Genomic DNA, 16,348 nt, shown 5'->3' on the forward strand with positions numbered 1-16,348 from the left:
GCCGCAAAACGATCATGGGCTGACGCGGAGCGGGTGTTTGTCGCCTGTTGGCGCGGATGCGGGTTGCCTTGCCGCTGAGATTCGCCTTATGCGGGCCTGGTCAGCGGCGATTTTGTTTGCGCTGCAGCATTTTCGCGCTAATCATGACTGCCGGTTCCTCCCCCACACGTCTGGAGTTCGTCCTTGGCCATCACGAAGATCCTCGTCGCCAACCGGTCCGAAATCGCCATTCGGGTGTTTCGCGCAGCCAACGAGCTCGGCCTCAAGACGGTGGCGATCTGGGCCGAGGAGGACAAATATTCACTCCACCGCTTCAAGGCCGATGAGAGCTACCAGGTCGGTCGCGGGCCGCATCTGACCCACGACATGGGGCCGATCGAGAGCTATCTGTCGATCGACGAGGTGATCCGCGTCGCCAGGCTTTCGGGCGCCGATGCCATTCACCCGGGCTATGGGCTGCTGTCGGAAAGCCCGGAATTCGCCGATGCCTGCGCCGAGGCCGGCATCATCTTCATCGGCCCGAAGCCCGACACAATGCGTCGGCTCGGCAATAAGGTCGCGGCGCGCAACCTCGCCATCGAGGTCGGCGTGCCGGTCATCCCGGCCACCGATCCTTTGCCCGACGACATGGAGGCGGTGAAGGAACTCGCCAAGACCATCGGCTATCCGGTGATGCTGAAGGCGTCCTGGGGCGGCGGCGGCCGCGGCATGCGCTCCATCCGTTCCGAAGCCGACCTTGCGCGCGAGGTCACGGAAGGAAAGCGCGAGGCAAAGGCCGCCTTCGGCAAGGACGAGGTCTATCTCGAAAAACTGATCGAGCGTGCGCGCCATGTCGAGGTGCAGGTGCTCGGCGATACGCATGGCAATGTCGTGCATCTGTTCGAGCGCGACTGCTCCATCCAGCGCCGCAACCAGAAGGTCGTCGAGCGGGCACCGGCGCCCTATCTCGAAATGGCGCAGCGCGAGGAGCTTTGCTCCTATGCGCTGAAGATCGCGCGCGAGACCAGCTATGTCGGCGCCGGCACGGTTGAGTTCCTTCAGGACGCCGACAGCGGGAAATTCTACTTCATCGAGGTCAATCCGCGCATCCAGGTCGAGCACACCGTCACCGAGCAGGTGACCGGCATCGACATCGTCAAGGCTCAGATCCACATTCTGGACGGCTTTGCCATCGGCACACCGGAGTCCGGCGTGCCGGCGCAGAAGGACATCATGCTGAACGGCCATGCCCTGCAGTGCCGCATCACCACCGAGGACCCCGAGCACAATTTCATCCCTGACTATGGCCGCATCACCGCCTATCGCGGCGCGACCGGCTTCGGCATCCGCCTCGATGGCGGCACCGCCTATTCCGGCGCCGTCATCACCCGCTTCTACGATCCACTGCTGGAGAAAGTGACGGCCTGGGCGCCGACGCCGACCGAGACCATCGCCCGCATGAACCGAGCGCTGCGGGAGTTCCGCATCCGCGGCGTCGCCACCAATCTGACCTTCCTCGAAGCGATCATCAACCATCCTAGTTTCGCCGACAATTCCTACACGACCAAGTTCATCGACACGACGCCGGAGCTGTTCCAGCAGGTCAAGCGGCAGGACCGCGCGACCAAGTTGCTGAACTACCTTGCCGATGTCTCGGTCAACGGCCATCCCGAGACGCGGGGCCGGCCACGGCCGAAGGCCGACGCGGCGCCGCCGATGGTGCCCTACCTCAATGGTAATGTGCCGGCAGGCAGCAAGCAGAGGCTGGACGTGCTCGGGCCGGAGAAGTTCGCCGCCTGGATGCGCGAACAGAAGGAAGTGCTGGTCACCGACACGACGATGCGCGACGGCCATCAGTCGCTGCTGGCGACACGCATGCGCACGCATGACATTGCCAATATTGCCGGCACCTACGCCCGCGCCCTGCCGCAGCTCCTGTCGCTCGAATGCTGGGGCGGCGCGACCTTCGATGTCGCCATGCGCTTCCTCACCGAGGATCCGTGGGAGCGGCTGTCGCTCGTGCGCGAAGCTGCCCCCAATCTCTTGCTGCAGATGCTGCTGCGCGGCGCCAATGGCGTCGGCTATACGAACTATCCCGACAATGTCGTGCAGCATTTCGTCAAGCAGGCCGCGAGCGGCGGCATCGACCTGTTCCGCGTCTTCGATTGCCTGAACTGGGTCGAGAACATGCGCGTCGCGATGGACGCGGTCGGCGCCGAGGGCAAGCTGTGCGAGGCTGCGATCTGCTACACCGGAGACATCCTCGATCCGTCGCGGGCCAAATACGACCTCAACTACTATGTCGGCTTGGCGGGCGAGCTGCAGGCCGCCGGTGCGCATATCATCGCGGTCAAGGACATGGCCGGCCTGTTGAAGCCGGCCGCGGCGCGCGTCCTGTTCAAGGCGTTGCGCGAGGCGACCGACCTGCCGATCCATTTCCACACCCACGACACTTCAGGCCTGTCCGCGGCGACGGTGCTGGCGGCGGTGGACAGTGGCGTCGATGCCATCGATGCGGCCATGGATTCCTTCTCGGGCAACACCTCGCAGCCCTGCCTGGGTTCCATCGTCGAGGCGCTGAGGGGCACCGACCGCGATCCGGGCCTCGACCCGCTATGGATCCGTCGCATCTCCTTCTACTGGGAGGCCGTGCGCAACCAGTACGCCGCGTTCGAAAGCGACCTCAAGGGGCCGGCGTCGGAAGTCTACCTGCATGAGATGCCGGGCGGCCAGTTCACCAATCTCAAGGAGCAGGCGCGTTCGCTGGGGCTGGAAACGCGCTGGCACGAAGTGGCGCAGACCTATCACGACGTCAATCTGATGTTCGGCGACATCGTCAAGGTGACGCCGTCGTCCAAGGTCGTCGGCGATATGGCGCTGATGATGGTCAGCCAGGACCTGACGGTCGCCGACGTCGAGAACCCGGACAAGGACATCGCCTTCCCGGACTCGGTCGTGTCGATGCTGCGCGGCGATCTCGGCCAGTCGCCAGGCGGCTGGCCGGCGGCGCTGCAGAAGAAGGCGCTGAAGGGCGAAAAGCCGATCACAGCGCGGCCGGGCTCGCTGCTCAAGCCTGCAGACCTCGAGGCCAGCCGCAAGGAGATCGAGGAGAAGCTCGAGCGCAAGCTGTCGGAGTTCGAATTCGCCTCGTGGCTGATGTATCCGAAGGTGTTCACCGACTTCGCTGGCGCGCAGGAAACCTACGGCCCGGTCAGCGTGCTGCCGACGCCGACCTATTTCTACGGCATGGAGCCGGAAGACGAGATTTTCGTCGACATCGAGAAGGGCAAGACGCTGGTGGTGCGCTGCCTGGCCATCGGCGATGTCGACGACAAGGGCATGGTCACCGTGTTCTTCGAGCTAAACGGCCAGCCGCGCCGCATCAAGGTGCCCGACCGCAGCCATGATACGGGCGCGTCGAAAGCGCGGCGCAAGGCCGAGCCGGGCAATGAGGCGCATGTCGGCGCGCCGATGCCGGGGGTGGTCTCGGGTCTTTCGGTCGGCGCCGGCCAGGTGGTGAAGGCCGGCGATGTGCTGCTCTCCATCGAGGCGATGAAGATGGAAACGGCACTGCATGCCGAGCGGGACGGCACCGTCGCCGAAGTCCTGGTCAAGGCCGGCGACCAGATCGATGCCAAGGATCTGCTGATCGCGTTCAGCTAGGATCAGGCAAACAGCCGGGCCCGTCGGCTTGTGTCGGCTGACCCGGCCGGCGTGTCGATAACGGCTTGACCCGCGCCATCCGGTCGGGCATCGAACCGGCTCAATTCGCCTAGGCAGGTTTACGAGTCGCGGCGAGTTTTCACGCAATTCCCGACGGAAAACCGCTAAAGCACTTTTCGTGGAATTGCTCCAACGACGTGGAGAGAACATGGCCGACGATATCACAGAGACCAGCCAGACTGTTGCCGCCGGCCAGTTGCGTGCCTTGATCGAGCGCATCGAGCGTCTTGAGGAAGAGAAGAAAACCATCTCGGACGACATCAAGGAAGTCTTCGCCGAAGCCAAGGGCACCGGCTTCGACACCAAGGCAATCCGCACGATCATCCGGCTGCGCAAGAAGGACCAGGCCGAACGCCAGGAGGAGGATGCCATCCTCGATCTGTATATGGCCGCGCTCGGCATGGAGTAGAGCGAGTGACCCGCTGATGAATTCCGGAGTCGCCGATGAGCGAATTCGACTTCGGCGCGCGTCGCGGGTCTGACTTCCGCCATCGCGGCTTCTGGACGCTGTTCGAAGAACGGCATCCCCAGGAGAGGGAGAGGCTGGCGAGGCGCGGGCCTTGGTTCTGGCAGCGCGGACTCCCCGACTTCGCCTTGGTCCTTTCCATGTATGTCGCGCCGGCGCAGAACCATGTCGGCGTCTTCTTCGGCCGCAACGAAAAATTCGGAGCCACGCAAAGCTGGTCACGGCTGGAGCCGTTCCGGCCGGCGATCGAAGCGAGGCTGAAGCTCGGGCCGGAGCAGAGCAGCCCGGGCCTGGGCATCAATTCGATGTGGCGGGTGAACTGCTATGCCGAGGACAATTGGCCGGCAATGGCCGATTGGCTGGTCACGGAATGCTCACGCATCGAGCGGGCGGTTGCCAACGTGCTGGGGCAGGGATAGGCGCCGATGTCGCTAGCCGGGATCGGGTCCTTCTTTCGCTCGCGATGGCTTGGACAGGCGCCGCTTGATCAGCTTTTCTGGCGCGACATGGTTCTGGTCGGCACGGCAATCAGCGTCGTGTCATCCGTGCTGGCGCTCATCCTGCTGGGGCTGAAAATGCCGCTCGGCCTCGTGCTCGCGGTGCATTTCGCGCCGGTCCCCTATGCCGTGTTCCTGACCATCGCCGTCTGGCGCACCGCTGAGAAGTCAGGCGGCGCCAAGGCGTCGCTGATGATGCTCGGCTCGGCGGTCTGGCTCATCGCCACGGTCGTCGTCTGAGAACTCGGCCACGAAAAAGGGCGGCCGGAGCCGCCCTTCGCAAAGAGGTAATGGAGGTTCGCTCAGGCGGCCGGCTCGAATTTCAGGGCTACGCCGTTGATGCAATAACGCAGGCCGGTCGGCGGCGGGCCGTCCTCGAAGACATGGCCGAGATGGCTGCCGCAACGGGCGCAGTGGCATTCGGTGCGAACCATGCCGTAGCTGCGGTCGATGGTGTTCTCGACCGAGCCCGGAACCGGATCGTTGAAGCTCGGCCAGCCGGTGCCGCTCTCGAATTTCAGCTTGGATTCGAACAGCGGCTGGTCGCAGCCGACGCAGGAAAAGGTGCCGGCGCGCTTTTCATAGAGCAGGGCGCAGCTTCCCGGCCGCTCGGTGCCGTGACCGCGCATGACGGCGTATTGCTCCGGCGTCAGCATGGCGCGCCATTCGGCGTCGGTGCGGGTCACGGAATAGGTGTGGGTGTCCATTTGATCTCCTCGGCCTTTGCGGCTTGTTGTTGGTGCAAAGGGTATTCGCATCAAGATAGGCATTTGTTACGGACCTGCCCAGTGCCTGGCATTCGAAGTCTGTTCCGGAAGCTCAGCTTCTCTCAGGCGTCTGCGCCGCCCCTCACCTGCCTGCCGGCATCCTCTCCCCGTATAGTGACGGGGAGAGGGGACGCTGTCGTCGGCGATTTCGCCAATTGTCGATTTTGCAAGAAAGGCGTCGACATAGCGGTCAGCCCTCTCGCCCCGTTTACGGGGAGAGATGTCCGGCAGGACAGTGAGGGGCAGCGCCGACTTTGGCGATTGCGGACGTGGAAGCGGTCAATGCTTCCGCGAAAGCTGCTTCGTCGCACCTTCGAGGCCGGCCAGTGTCAGCGGGAACATGCGGCCGCCGAAGATGTCGCGGATCATCGCGATAGAATGGGTGTAACCCCAATTCTTCTGGCTCTCCGGATTGAGCCAAATCGCGTTTGGCCATTGCTGCAACAGGCGGCCGAGCCAGACGCTGCCGGCCTCCTTATTCCAATGTTCGACCGAGCCGCCGGGCTGCGCGATCTCGTAGGGGCTCATCGCGGCGTCGCCGACGACGATCACCTTGTAGTCGGGGCCGTATTTGTGGATGAGATCGAAGGTCGGGATGGTCTCGGCATGGCGCCGGCGGTTATCCTTCCACACGCCTTCGTAGAGGCAATTGTGGAAATAGAAATATTCGAGCTGGCGGAATTCGGCGCGGGCGGCCGAGAATAGCTCCTCGACGCTCTTGATATGGTCGTCCATCGAGCCGCCGACATCGAAGAACATCAGCAGCTTGACGGCGTTGCGCCGTTGCGGCCGCGCGCGCACATCGAGGTAGCCGTGCTCGGCCGTGGCGTGGATCGTGCCGGGCAGGTCGAACTCTTCTTCCGCACCTTCGCGCACCCAGCGGCGCAGACGTTTCAGGGCGATCTTGATGTTGCGCGTGCCGAGCTCGACCGCATCGTCGAAGTTCCTGAATTCGCGCTTGTCCCAGACCTTTACGGCACGGCGGTTGCGGCTCTCATGCTGGCCGATGCGTACGCCTTCGGGATTGTAGCCATAGGCGCCGAAGGGCGAGGTGCCGCCAGTGCCGATCCATTTCGAGCCGCCCTGGTGGCGGCCCTTCTGCTCCTCGAGGCGCTGCTTCAAGGTCTCCATGAGCTTGTCGAAGCCGCCGAGGGCCTCGACAAGCTTTTTCTCCTCGTCGCTCAAATGTTTCTCGGCCAACCGGCGCAGCCACTCTTCCGGCAGGGTGTGGACATCCACTGCATCCAGGCCGCCTAGCGCCTCAATGCCCTTGAAGACATGGGCGAACACCTGATCGAAACGGTCGATATAGCGCTCGTCCTTCACCAGTGCGGCGCGGGCCAGGTAATAAAAGCCCTCGACGTCGTAGTCGACCAACCCGGCTTCCAACCCTTCCAGCAGCGACAGATATTCCCGAAGCGAGACGGGGACGCGCGCAGCCTTGAGTTCGAGGAAGAAGGGAAGGAACATGGCCTCGCTACAGCAAATCGTACTCGATAAAGCCCGTCTTCCGCGCGACACGGTCGTAGAGCTTGCGCGCCGTGCTGTTGGTTTCGTGCGTCATCCAGTAGACGTTCTTGACGCCGATCTTTGCGGCTTCCTGTTTCACTGCCTCGATCAGTGCGGCGCCGATGCCCTTGCCACGCACATCGGGGTCGGCGAACAGGTCTTGCAGGTAGCAGTTGTTTTTTTCCGACCAGCCGGAGCGATGGTAAAGATAGTGGGTGAGGCCGACCGCCTTGCCGTCCAGCGTGGCGATAAAACCCTTCGGTTCGAATTCGCCTGCCGTGAACAGCCGCCTCCAGGTGATGGCGTAGACCTCTTCCGGCAGCTTGGTCTCGTAGAAGGTGAGGTAGTCGGTCCACAGGCGCTTCCAGTCGTCGTGGTCGGACTGCGCGAGCGGGCGGACAACAATCTCAGACATGTCATTTCCTCCGAAAGGTTCTTGGCAAAAGCTGCCTGCCTATTGCTGCCTTCTGGCCATGAAGGCCAGCCGTTCGAAGAGATGCACGTCCTGCTCGTTCTTCAAGAGTGCGCCGTGCAGCCTGGGCAGTGCGTTCTTGGGGGCGGCGCGCAAGTCCTCCGGCGCGATGTCGTCGCTGACCAGCAGCCGGATCCAGTCGAGCGCTTCGGAGGTCGACGGCTTCTTCTTCAGCCCCGGCACGTCGCGGATCTCGTAGAACTGGGTGAGCGCCGCCCGCACCAAATTCTGCTTGATGCCGGGATAATGGACGTCAACGATCCTGTGCAGCGTGTCGATTTCGGGAAAGCGGATGTAGTGGAAGAAACAGCGGCGCAGGAAAGCGTCCGGCAGTTCCTTCTCGTTGTTGGAGGTGATGATGACGATGGGACGGACAGCGGCGCGGATGGTTTCGCCGGTCTCGTAGACGAAGAACTCCATCCGGTCGAGTTCCTGCAGCAGGTCATTGGGGAACTCGATGTCGGCCTTGTCGATCTCGTCGATCAGCAGCACGACTTTCCTGCCGGCAGCGAACGCCTCCCAGAGCTTGCCGCGTTTGATGTAGTTCTTGATGTCGTTGAACCTGGCATCGCCGAGCTGGCTGTCATGCAGCCGCGACACCGCGTCATATTCGTAAAGGCCCTGCTGCGCACGCGTCGTCGACTTGACGTGCCATTCTATCAGGTCGAGGCCGAGCGCGGCTGCCACCTGGCGGGCAAGTTCGGTCTTGCCGGTTCCGGGCTCGCCTTTGACCAGCAACGGCCGTTCGAGCGCGATCGCGGCGTTGACCGCCACCATAAGATCCTTGTCGGCGACATAGGCCGCCGTGCCTTCGAAACGCATTCCTGCTCCCCGTCTGTTCATCGGACCGTAAGGACGCCGCCCCGCCTGTGCAAGGGCAGGCCGACTGCGGCGAATGAGCTTGAAACCCGCAACTGGGAAATCCGTTGCTGAGACACGGCCACCTTGCGGCCGAAAGGGTTGGGCATGGCGGGACAGACTTCCACCAAGATGGCGCTGCAGATAGTGGTCGGAATGCTGGCGGCGACGCCGGTGCTGGTCGGCCTCGCAGGCGTGCTGGCCGGGCCAAGTTTCCTGCATGTCAGGGCGCCCTGGCCGGCCGATCTCGACAGCCATTTCCGGTTCCTCTCCGGATTCTTCCTCGCTATCGGCATTGGCTGGTACAGTTGTATTCCCGGTATCGAGGCCAAAACGGAGCGCTTCAGATTGCTTGCGGCCTGCACGTTTGCAGGAGGACTGGCGCGGCTTGTCTCACTCATCACGGCCGGACCGCCGTCGACCGGTCATCTGGCCGGACTCTGCGTCGAACTGCTCGCGGTGCCGCTGCTGGTCTGGTGGCAAGGACGGATTGCGAATAATGCCGCCGACAATGGCCGTGCCGCTGGCGCTTGACGAATCGGCGGCCTATATTGGGCGGGACGGTCTGTGCTTCCCGGCAGGAGAACATTTTCCCCGGGGCCTTAACGATCCTTAGGGAGCTGTCCCTGGGAAGACCCGTGGGTTTTCTCATACGGCGCCCACCTACTTTGTAGGTCCCGGGATCGCTCTCTCCACCGGTTGTGTGGATCGTCACTCGATACTGGTGCGCGCGTTGCATCGGTATGCGGTAGAAAACGTCGCTTACAGTAGCTGCGTCCAAATCCCGCCATTCTATCGTCCCCGCATGACATCCTCGAAAGACCTGAAAAAACAGCTTCGTCTCGAGGCGCTGAAGCGCCGCGATGCGCTCGATGCGCTATGGCGGGTGGAGATCGCCCTCGAAATGGCGAAGACGGCGCGCGATCATCTCGCCATCGAGCCGGGCCAGATCGTCTCCGGGTTCTGGCCGATGCGCTCGGAGGTCGATGTCCGGCCGCTGATGTATGCCTTGCGCGAGAAGGGGGCGAGGCTTTGTCTGCCGGCCATCCTCGACAGGACCACCATCGTCTTTCGCGAACTGGTCCGCGGTGCGCCCTTGGTGGAGATGGGGTTCGGCACGGTCGGTCCGCATCAGGAGGCCGAAGTGCTCGATCCGTCGGTCATGCTGGTGCCGCTGGCCGCTTTCGATGCGCGCGGGCATCGGATCGGCTACGGCGCCGGCTACTATGACCGTGCCATCGCCAGGCTGATCGAGAAGGGAAGCCCCCCGCGTTTGGTCGGGATTGCCTTCGACTGTCAGGAGGTGGCGCTGGTGCCGAATGAGGACCATGACGTCATTCTTACCGAAATACTCACCGAGAGCGGGTTGCGCCGCTTCCGGCCGCAATTGTAGATAGATTTTTGGACGCATGGTCTTGCCAAAGTCATGCTTCGGCTTTTTGCGGGATCCTATGAGACTTCTCTTTCTCGGCGACATGGTCGGCAAGACGGGACGCACGGCGGTCTGGGAACAACTGCCGGGTCTGATTTCCGATTTCAAACTCGACTTCGTCATCGTCAATGGCGAGAACGCCGCCGGCGGTTTCGGCATCACCGAAGAGATCTTTCGCGAAACGATCGAGGCCGGCGCCGATGTCGTCACCACGGGCAACCACGTCTGGGATCAGCGCGACGCCCTGGCCTTCGCGCCGCGCGAAGAGCGGTTCCTGCGGCCGGCCAATTTTCCCAAAGGCACGCCAGGGCGCGGCTCGGGCGTCTACATATCGAGGGGCGGCGCGCGGGTGCTCGTCGCCAACATCATGGGGCGGGTGTTCATGCATCCCGAACTCGACGATCCGTTCCAGGCGGGCGAGCGCGAACTTGCCGCCTGTCCGCTGGGCGAGCAGGCGGATGCGGTGGTCATTGACTTCCATGCCGAGGCGACGTCGGAAAAGATGTGCTTTGCGCATTTCGTCGATGGCCGCGCCAGCCTTGTCGTTGGTACCCACACCCACCAGCCGACCGGCGATCACCAGATCCTCAATGGTGGTACCGGCTATCTGTCGGATGCCGGCATGTGCGGCGACTATGATTCCTCTCTCGGCATGGACAAGGAGGAGCCCCTCAACCGGTTCCTGTCCAAAGTGCCCAAGGGCCGTTTCGAAGCGGCAACCGGCCCAGCGACCCTATGCGGTGTGGGCGTCACCATTTCCGATCGGACCGGCCTGACGGAGAAGATCGCGCCGTTTCGCCGCGGTCCGCGGCTTGAGGAAACTGCTCCGTCTTTCTGGTCATGACATTGATATAGTGCTCGGTCGTACCTAATTGCCGGCGACACTGCTCTAGATCGTAGGGGACGACCTCCATGCAGCTCGTTGAATTCCTGGCACCGCATTTCCAATTCGTGTCCGATCCAACCGCCTGGGTCGCCTTGTTGACGCTGGTGGTGCTGGAGATCGTGCTCGGCATCGACAATCTGATCTTCATTTCGATCCTCACCAACAAGCTGCCGGAAGCGCAGCGGGCCCGTGCCCGCCGGCTTGGCATATCGGCGGCGCTGATCATGCGGCTCATCCTGCTCGCTACCATCTCGATCATCGTTCAGCTGACGGCGCCGGTGTTCACCGCGTTCAACCATGGGTTCTCCTGGCGCGACCTGATCCTGATCGCCGGCGGCCTCTTCCTGGTCTGGAAGGCAACCAAGGAAATCCACCACACCGTCGATCCCGATGATCATCAGGACAGCATGATGGGCGAGACATTGCAGATCTCGCTGGCCGGAGCGATCTTCCAGATCCTGCTGCTCGACCTGGTGTTCTCGATCGATTCGATCATCACCGCCGTCGGCATGACGGACGAGATCGCTATCATGTACATCGCCGTCATCGTCGCGGTGACCGTGATGATGCTGGCCGCCGGGCCGCTGGCCGACTTCATCGCCCGGAATCCCAGCATCGTCATGCTGGCATTGGGCTTCCTGCTGATGATCGGCATGACGCTGATCGCCGACGGCATGGGCTACCATGTTCCCAAGGGCTACATCTACGCGGCGATGGGTTTCTCGGCGCTGGTCGAGGGCCTCAATATGCTGGCACGCGGGCGCAGGAAAGCGAAGTCCGGCGAGAAGCATTGATCTCATCTGCGTCGTCGTGAGCCGCAACGGCGTCGCACGCGATGTCTGGTCGAGATGCAATAGCTGCGGCTGGACGAATTGAGCCGATTTATCTATAAGCCGGCCATTCCTAAAGAGAACGCCGTGCTTCCAAAGGTTGCACCTGGACGCTCTGACATTTTGAATTCGAGCATGTTGCAGGACGAGGTGAATACCTCGTGGCAGCATGCTCTAGCCGAACACGACAGGGGTGCCATGGCTGGCCATTCACAGTTCAAGAACATCATGCACCGCAAGGGCCGTCAGGACGCGGTGCGGTCGAAAATGTTTTCCAAGCTGGCGCGCGAAATCACCGTCGCCGCCAAGAGCGGCACGCCCGATCCATCGATGAACCCGCGCCTGCGGCTGGCGATCCAGAACGCCAAGGCGGTGTCGATGCCGAAGGACAACATCCAGCGCGCCGTCAACAAGGCGTCGATGGGCGATGCCGAGAATTACGAAGCGGTCCGCTATGAGGGCTACGGCCCGGGTGGCGTCGCCCTCATTGTCGAGGCCCTGACCGACAACCGCAACCGCTCGGCGTCGAATGTGCGGGCCGCCTTCACCAAGGCCGGCGGCGCGCTTGGCGAAACCGGTTCGGTGTCGTTCATGTGGGACCGCGCCGGCGAGATCTACTACCCGGCTTCCGCCGGCAGCGCCGACAAGGTGATGGACGCTGCGATCGAAGCCGGCGCCGACGACGTGGAGAGTGACGAAGAAGGCCACACCATCTATTGCGGCTTCGAGAGCATGGGCGAAGTGTCGAAGGCGCTGGAAGCGTCGCTCGGCGAAGCGGAATCGGTGAAGCCGATCTGGAGGCCGCAGAACAATGTTCCGGTCGACGAGGAACGGGCCCAATCGCTGATGAAGCTGGTCGCGACGCTCGAGGACGACGATGACGTGCAGAGCGTCTACGCCAACTTCGAAGTCGACGACGAGACCATGGCCAAGCTCAGCGCGGCGTGAGCGGACAATCCGTGCCAATCATCCGCATAACCTATTGCACGCAGTGCCAATGGCTGCTGCGGGCGGGCTGGATGGCGCAGGAGCTGCTCTCCACCTTCGGCACGGAGCTGGGCGAGGTGACACTGGTGCCGGGGACTGGTGGCATCTTCACCATTTCCTGCAATGATGTGCTGGTCTGGGACCGCAAGCGCGACGGCGGCTTTCCCGAAGCGGCGAAGCTAAAGCAGCTGGTTCGTGATGTCATCGATCCGGAGCGCGACCTCGGTCACTCCGATCGCAAGGGGCACGTGTCAAAAGACCCGGCGTGAACCCGGAGCCCCGCGATCCGTTCACTTTCACTGCCGCGCCATCATGAAGCAACCCAGCGCCACGATGGCAGTGACGGCTCGGACGTGGTTCCACATGACCCAACTGCTGAGATAGCCGGCCCATGCGGCGGCACCGTCGCTGCTGGCCGGATCGACGGCGGCCAGGGCATCGTTGAGCGGTACGTTGAAGACCATTGTGACGATAGGGTTGCCGACGAGATAGATCAGGGCGCCAGCGAGAAGCCAGAACGAGCCCGGCTGACCCCAGCCGAGGATGGCGCCGGCGATCAACACGAGGCAGATCAGGCCGGTGCCAAAGAGCGCGGTCATGAAGGTCGGTGTGATGACTGTGATGTTGATTGAATTCATCGCCGCAATGCCGCCCGCCGCCGGCAGACGGGCGAGTGCGGGCATGACGAAATTGGAGAATGCGAAGAACACGCCGCCGACCACACCGGCACCGAGCGCCGCGACGAAGGTCAGGCTGGGAAGAAATTTCGCGATCACGTCGATTGCTCCGGGTCAGGGTTCGTTTAAACGTGAGTAGTTCTCACATTTGCTAAACGTGATAAACCCTCGTATTTTTTCCGTCAAGTCACTTCGTTGCCGGTTTAACCGGACGCTTTTGTTGGAGACGACCATGGAAGGCGCGCCGTCCAATGAGCCCATCGCCTCGCCGCGCCGGACGCCGAGCCAGCAGCGCAGCCGCGAGCGGGTCGAGCGCATGCTGGCCGCCGCCTCGGCGCTGATCGCCGAGGAAGGCAGCGACGCGATGCGGATGGGGGAAGTGGCGGAACGGGCGGGCGTCTCGATCGGCTCGCTTTACCAGTTCTTTCCCGACAAGCGGGCGATCATCCGGGCGCTGGCCGAACGTTACACCGCTGAAAGCCAGGCCTGTATCTCGGCCACGCTGGCCGGCGTGAGTGATGCCGAAGGCTTGCGATCAGCCTTTTCCGAACTGGTCGACATCTACTATCGCCTTTTCCTGGCCGAGCCGGTCATGCGCGACATCTGGTCCGGCACGCAGGCGGACAAGGCGCTGCGGCAACTCGAACTCGCCGATAGCCGGGCCAATGCCGGGTTCCTTACAGCAGTGCTTAGGCGGTTGCGCCCCGGTGCGGACGCCGTCGCCCTGGAGACCACGGCCTTTCTCATCTGGCAGATGGGTGAAGCGGCCATGCGGCTGGCGATCTCGGTCGAGCGGCATGAGGGCGACAGGCTCGTGGCGGCCTACAAGCGCATGGCGTTGCGGGAACTGACCGGAGAGTGAGTGTCACTGCGCGAGTTCATTTTCCTCCCACGGGCGAGGACTTGGCCGACAACGATGTCGCCGGCATGGATTGGCCCGACAGCGACGCGACCGACCTCGCACCTGCTGGCAACTGATGCCCAAGCCGCCAGGCCTTCGGGCTCAGACCGGTGATGCGCAGGAATTCGCGATTGAAGTTCGACTTGCTGAGAAAGCCGGCGTCGAACATGATGCGGGTGATCGGTTCGTCCGTCGCAGCCAGGAGGCGTCGCGCCTCGTCGATCCTGTGGTTGTTGACATATTGCGACACGCTCGACGCGTGGATGCGATTGATTGCCGACGACACCTGACGTGCCGGCAGGCCGAGCCGCCTGGCGAGCCTCCCAAGGTTGAGATCGACATCCTTATAGAGTTGCTTCGACTGCATCAGCGCGTCGACCGCAGCCGCGATCGCCGAGTCTTCGGTTGTAGTGCGTGTCGAGGTTTGCGGCCGAGGCTCGTTGTCTTCATCGGCGGGGGTGGCTTCGCTGGCAACCGCGGCGGCACCCCCCAGCAGCAGCAGCGCCAGCACGTTGCCGCCGGCAATCACCGCGCCGGAATGAACTCCGCCGGTCCATTGCATGTCAAAACTGATGATGATGTCGGTGAGCGGCGACGCGAGGATCGCCAGCGCCGTCACCCACAGCGACCGGTAGGATCGCAAGACGCCGTCGAGGCGCGATTCGACAAGGACGTCCGGGCCAGACAATGCGAGCCAGAGAAGCGCGAACCCATACGACAAGTACACGAGGATGATCACCGGTCCGACCGGCTCGCGCCAGAAGGCCAGCAGCAAGGCAACCAGGAAGGCCGGCAGCAGATGCGGCCACAGCCGTGACAGGCGGTGCTCCGACGGTTCCGTCGTCAGGTTGCCGAAGGCGATCCAGGCCAGCGGCGCGATCAGCGTCGCCAGCGCCGACTGGGCCGGCATCATTGCTCTGACATCATAGCCCCAGCGGATGCCAATCAGCACCGACTGCAAGGCATAGGCCGCCATCAGCAGAATGAAGGCGATGTTCTCGCGCAGATCCGCTTCGTTTCGGCGGATCATCTGCACAAGCAGGATGACAAGCAGCAGAGCAACGACGAACGGCAAGGGAATGAAGATCATGATGGCAAGCGTGGTTCCAAGGCTGGCAGCGGCCGACAATGAGCTGGATTGCGTTCACGTGCGTCCCGGATCGCGATCGAGGTCGCCTAACTCGACGTCGTGGGTCATTCCGACAGCGCCACGGTCCAACCGACCGCCAAACATGATCGGAGATATCAATGAAATTCGCAATTCTCGCTTTGCTGTCATTCGGCAGTGTAGCACTTGCCTCGCCGGCAACCGGGGAGGCCGGCAAGACCCTCGATCTTGATGGCGTGAGCGCCATCGTTATATCAGGTGAAGCCAGTTCCGTCAGGATCACGACTTTGGCGTCGGCACCCTATCAGGCGACGATCGGCAGCCGCCGCCATGGCTGGTTCTCGCGCTGGTATTCGAGCTGGTTCGCTAATGACTGCAGCCTTGTCAGCGACATGAAGCTGGAGGCCTCGACATTGCGTATCTATGTTTCACCGTCGTCATGGATGGACCCTTCGGACTGCAGGGTCGACATCAATGCAAACATCAAACCTGAAAGTTCGGTGTCTATCAACCAGGCGGCGCTGCAAGCCAGGATGGCTGGGAATTTTTCCACCATAGCCATAACCAGCAAGGCAGCCGATATCTCGCTCGACGGGCATGCGTCGATCGTCGAGCTCAAAGGCGACGCGCTGAAAGCCAATCTCGCTTTTGGCAGCGTCAGACATGACGAAAACATTGCCATCACCGGCAAGGCGCTGGATGCCACGCTAGCGTTCGGACAAGGGGTTGCGATCAGCTACTCGGTGACGGCGGCGGCATCCTTCGTCGACAGCTCGCTTCCCAACACCGTCGGCGTCAAGCCCCTGGTCGCCATTAACGGCGACTTTGTTCGCGCCACCATTCGCTGAAGCAAAAAACCCGCCACGAGGGCGGGTTTTTGATCTGCAAGGCCGGTCTGGCTTAGAGGCCGAAACCTTCGAAACGCTTCTTGAACTTCGACAGGCGGCCGCCGCGGTCGAGCAGGGTCTGCTGGCCGCCGGTCCAGGCCGGGTGGGTGGTCGGGTCGATATCGAGGTTCATCGTATCGCCTTCCTTGCCCCAGGTCGAACGGGTCATGTATTCGGTGCCATCGGTCATGACGACCTTGATGGTGTGGTAATCGGGATGGATGTCGGTCTTCATGGCGCGGTTCCTGGCTTGCCGGCGCCGACGGGCATGAGCCTGCGTCGATGCGCCTCTTTTTTAAACTCAAAGCCGCGGCTATTGAGGAGCCACGGCTTCTAAAACGGTCGGCGAGCCTATACATCAGGCGGAAT

19 protein-coding genes and 1 other RNA gene are annotated in these 16,348 nt (G+C 62.6%); 13 read left to right on the plus strand and 7 right to left on the minus strand.

Going from position 1 to position 16,348, the window contains the following annotated elements:
* Positions 1 to 183 precede the first annotated feature (183 nt).
* The 4 genes from pyc to LB513_RS07350 all read left to right on the plus strand — a co-directional run bounded on the left by pyc (position 184) and on the right by LB513_RS07350 (position 4,905).
* Positions 184 to 3,642 (plus strand): pyruvate carboxylase, encoded by a 3,459-nt coding sequence (pyc, locus tag LB513_RS07335; RefSeq protein ID WP_224662794.1) that lies wholly within the window; start codon positions 184 to 186, stop codon positions 3,640 to 3,642.
* A 208-nt stretch (positions 3,643 to 3,850) separates the two neighbouring features.
* Entirely contained in the window at positions 3,851 to 4,111 is a 261-nt protein-coding gene (locus tag LB513_RS07340) for a DUF2312 domain-containing protein (RefSeq protein WP_140702457.1), read from the plus strand.
* 35 nt (positions 4,112 to 4,146) lie between these two features.
* Positions 4,147 to 4,587: a hypothetical protein gene (locus LB513_RS07345; protein WP_224662795.1), complete on the plus strand. Its 441-nt coding sequence runs from the start codon at positions 4,147 to 4,149 to the stop codon at positions 4,585 to 4,587.
* A 6-nt stretch (positions 4,588 to 4,593) separates the two neighbouring features.
* Positions 4,594 to 4,905, plus strand: a complete 312-nt coding sequence (locus LB513_RS07350; RefSeq protein ID WP_224662796.1) for a hypothetical protein — start codon at positions 4,594 to 4,596, stop codon at positions 4,903 to 4,905.
* A gap of 62 nt (positions 4,906 to 4,967) precedes the next feature.
* Here LB513_RS07350 and msrB read toward each other — a convergent pair whose 3' ends face one another.
* The 4 genes from msrB to LB513_RS07370 all read right to left on the minus strand — a co-directional run bounded on the left by msrB (position 4,968) and on the right by LB513_RS07370 (position 8,235).
* Positions 4,968 to 5,372, minus strand: coding sequence for a peptide-methionine (R)-S-oxide reductase MsrB (msrB, locus tag LB513_RS07355; protein WP_224662797.1), 405 nt, complete (start codon positions 5,370 to 5,372; stop codon positions 4,968 to 4,970).
* Positions 5,373 to 5,711: 339 nt separating this feature from the next.
* Positions 5,712 to 6,902 carry a vWA domain-containing protein gene (locus LB513_RS07360; protein ID WP_224662798.1) on the minus strand — a complete coding sequence of 397 codons (1,191 nt, stop codon included), beginning with the start codon at positions 6,900 to 6,902 and terminating at the stop codon, positions 5,712 to 5,714.
* Between the two features lie 7 nt (positions 6,903 to 6,909).
* Positions 6,910 to 7,356, minus strand: a complete 447-nt coding sequence (locus LB513_RS07365; protein WP_224662799.1) for a GNAT family N-acetyltransferase — start codon at positions 7,354 to 7,356, stop codon at positions 6,910 to 6,912.
* Positions 7,357 to 7,395: 39 nt separating this feature from the next.
* A complete protein-coding gene (locus LB513_RS07370; protein WP_224662800.1) occupies positions 7,396 to 8,235 on the minus strand; it encodes an AAA family ATPase in 840 nt (279 codons plus the stop codon).
* Positions 8,236 to 8,379: 144 nt separating this feature from the next.
* On the opposite strand from LB513_RS07370, the gene LB513_RS07375 reads away from it, so the two are divergent.
* The 7 genes from LB513_RS07375 to LB513_RS07405 all read left to right on the plus strand — a co-directional run bounded on the left by LB513_RS07375 (position 8,380) and on the right by LB513_RS07405 (position 12,675).
* Positions 8,380 to 8,805 carry a DUF4345 domain-containing protein gene (locus tag LB513_RS07375; RefSeq protein WP_224662801.1) on the plus strand — a complete coding sequence of 142 codons (426 nt, stop codon included), beginning with the start codon at positions 8,380 to 8,382 and terminating at the stop codon, positions 8,803 to 8,805.
* 25 nt (positions 8,806 to 8,830) lie between these two features.
* Positions 8,831 to 8,985: non-coding RNA, 6S RNA (ssrS, locus tag LB513_RS07380), on the plus strand.
* A gap of 91 nt (positions 8,986 to 9,076) precedes the next feature.
* Positions 9,077 to 9,664 (plus strand): 5-formyltetrahydrofolate cyclo-ligase, encoded by a 588-nt coding sequence (locus tag LB513_RS07385; RefSeq protein ID WP_224662802.1) that lies wholly within the window; start codon positions 9,077 to 9,079, stop codon positions 9,662 to 9,664.
* Positions 9,665 to 9,722: 58 nt separating this feature from the next.
* Positions 9,723 to 10,547 (plus strand): YmdB family metallophosphoesterase, encoded by an 825-nt coding sequence (locus tag LB513_RS07390; RefSeq protein ID WP_224662803.1) that lies wholly within the window; start codon positions 9,723 to 9,725, stop codon positions 10,545 to 10,547.
* Positions 10,548 to 10,615: 68 nt separating this feature from the next.
* Positions 10,616 to 11,383: a TerC family protein gene (locus LB513_RS07395; RefSeq protein ID WP_224662804.1), complete on the plus strand. Its 768-nt coding sequence runs from the start codon at positions 10,616 to 10,618 to the stop codon at positions 11,381 to 11,383.
* 234 nt (positions 11,384 to 11,617) lie between these two features.
* The gene (locus LB513_RS07400; RefSeq protein ID WP_224662805.1) at positions 11,618 to 12,367 is read left to right on the plus strand and encodes a YebC/PmpR family DNA-binding transcriptional regulator; all 750 of its coding nucleotides are present in this window, start codon (positions 11,618 to 11,620) and stop codon (positions 12,365 to 12,367) included.
* A gap of 11 nt (positions 12,368 to 12,378) precedes the next feature.
* Positions 12,379 to 12,675, plus strand: coding sequence for a SelT/SelW/SelH family protein (locus tag LB513_RS07405; protein ID WP_411962686.1), 297 nt, complete (start codon positions 12,379 to 12,381; stop codon positions 12,673 to 12,675).
* Between the two features lie 27 nt (positions 12,676 to 12,702).
* Here the strand turns inward: LB513_RS07405 and LB513_RS07410 are convergent, their stop codons facing one another.
* The gene (locus LB513_RS07410; protein WP_224662807.1) at positions 12,703 to 13,182 is read right to left on the minus strand and encodes a DUF1772 domain-containing protein; all 480 of its coding nucleotides are present in this window, start codon (positions 13,180 to 13,182) and stop codon (positions 12,703 to 12,705) included.
* 133 nt (positions 13,183 to 13,315) lie between these two features.
* Between LB513_RS07410 and LB513_RS07415 the strand changes: the two genes are divergently transcribed.
* Positions 13,316 to 13,945, plus strand: a complete 630-nt coding sequence (locus tag LB513_RS07415) for a TetR/AcrR family transcriptional regulator (RefSeq protein WP_224662808.1) — start codon at positions 13,316 to 13,318, stop codon at positions 13,943 to 13,945.
* A gap of 16 nt (positions 13,946 to 13,961) precedes the next feature.
* On the opposite strand, the gene LB513_RS07420 is transcribed toward LB513_RS07415, so the two are convergent.
* Positions 13,962 to 15,074: a helix-turn-helix domain-containing protein gene (locus tag LB513_RS07420; RefSeq protein ID WP_224662809.1), complete on the minus strand. Its 1,113-nt coding sequence runs from the start codon at positions 15,072 to 15,074 to the stop codon at positions 13,962 to 13,964.
* A 158-nt stretch (positions 15,075 to 15,232) separates the two neighbouring features.
* Here LB513_RS07420 and LB513_RS07425 point away from each other — a divergent pair, with 158 nt between their 5' ends.
* Complete coding sequence (locus LB513_RS07425; RefSeq protein WP_224662810.1) at positions 15,233 to 15,940, plus strand: hypothetical protein; 708 nt, start codon at positions 15,233 to 15,235, stop codon at positions 15,938 to 15,940.
* A gap of 52 nt (positions 15,941 to 15,992) precedes the next feature.
* On the opposite strand, the gene rpmE is transcribed toward LB513_RS07425, so the two are convergent.
* Positions 15,993 to 16,214: a 50S ribosomal protein L31 gene (rpmE, locus tag LB513_RS07430; protein ID WP_006327661.1), complete on the minus strand. Its 222-nt coding sequence runs from the start codon at positions 16,212 to 16,214 to the stop codon at positions 15,993 to 15,995.
* Positions 16,215 to 16,348 lie beyond the last annotated feature (134 nt).

The organism is Mesorhizobium sp. ES1-1, from assembly GCF_020164785.1.
Classification (GTDB): Bacteria; Pseudomonadota; Alphaproteobacteria; order Rhizobiales; family Rhizobiaceae; genus Mesorhizobium.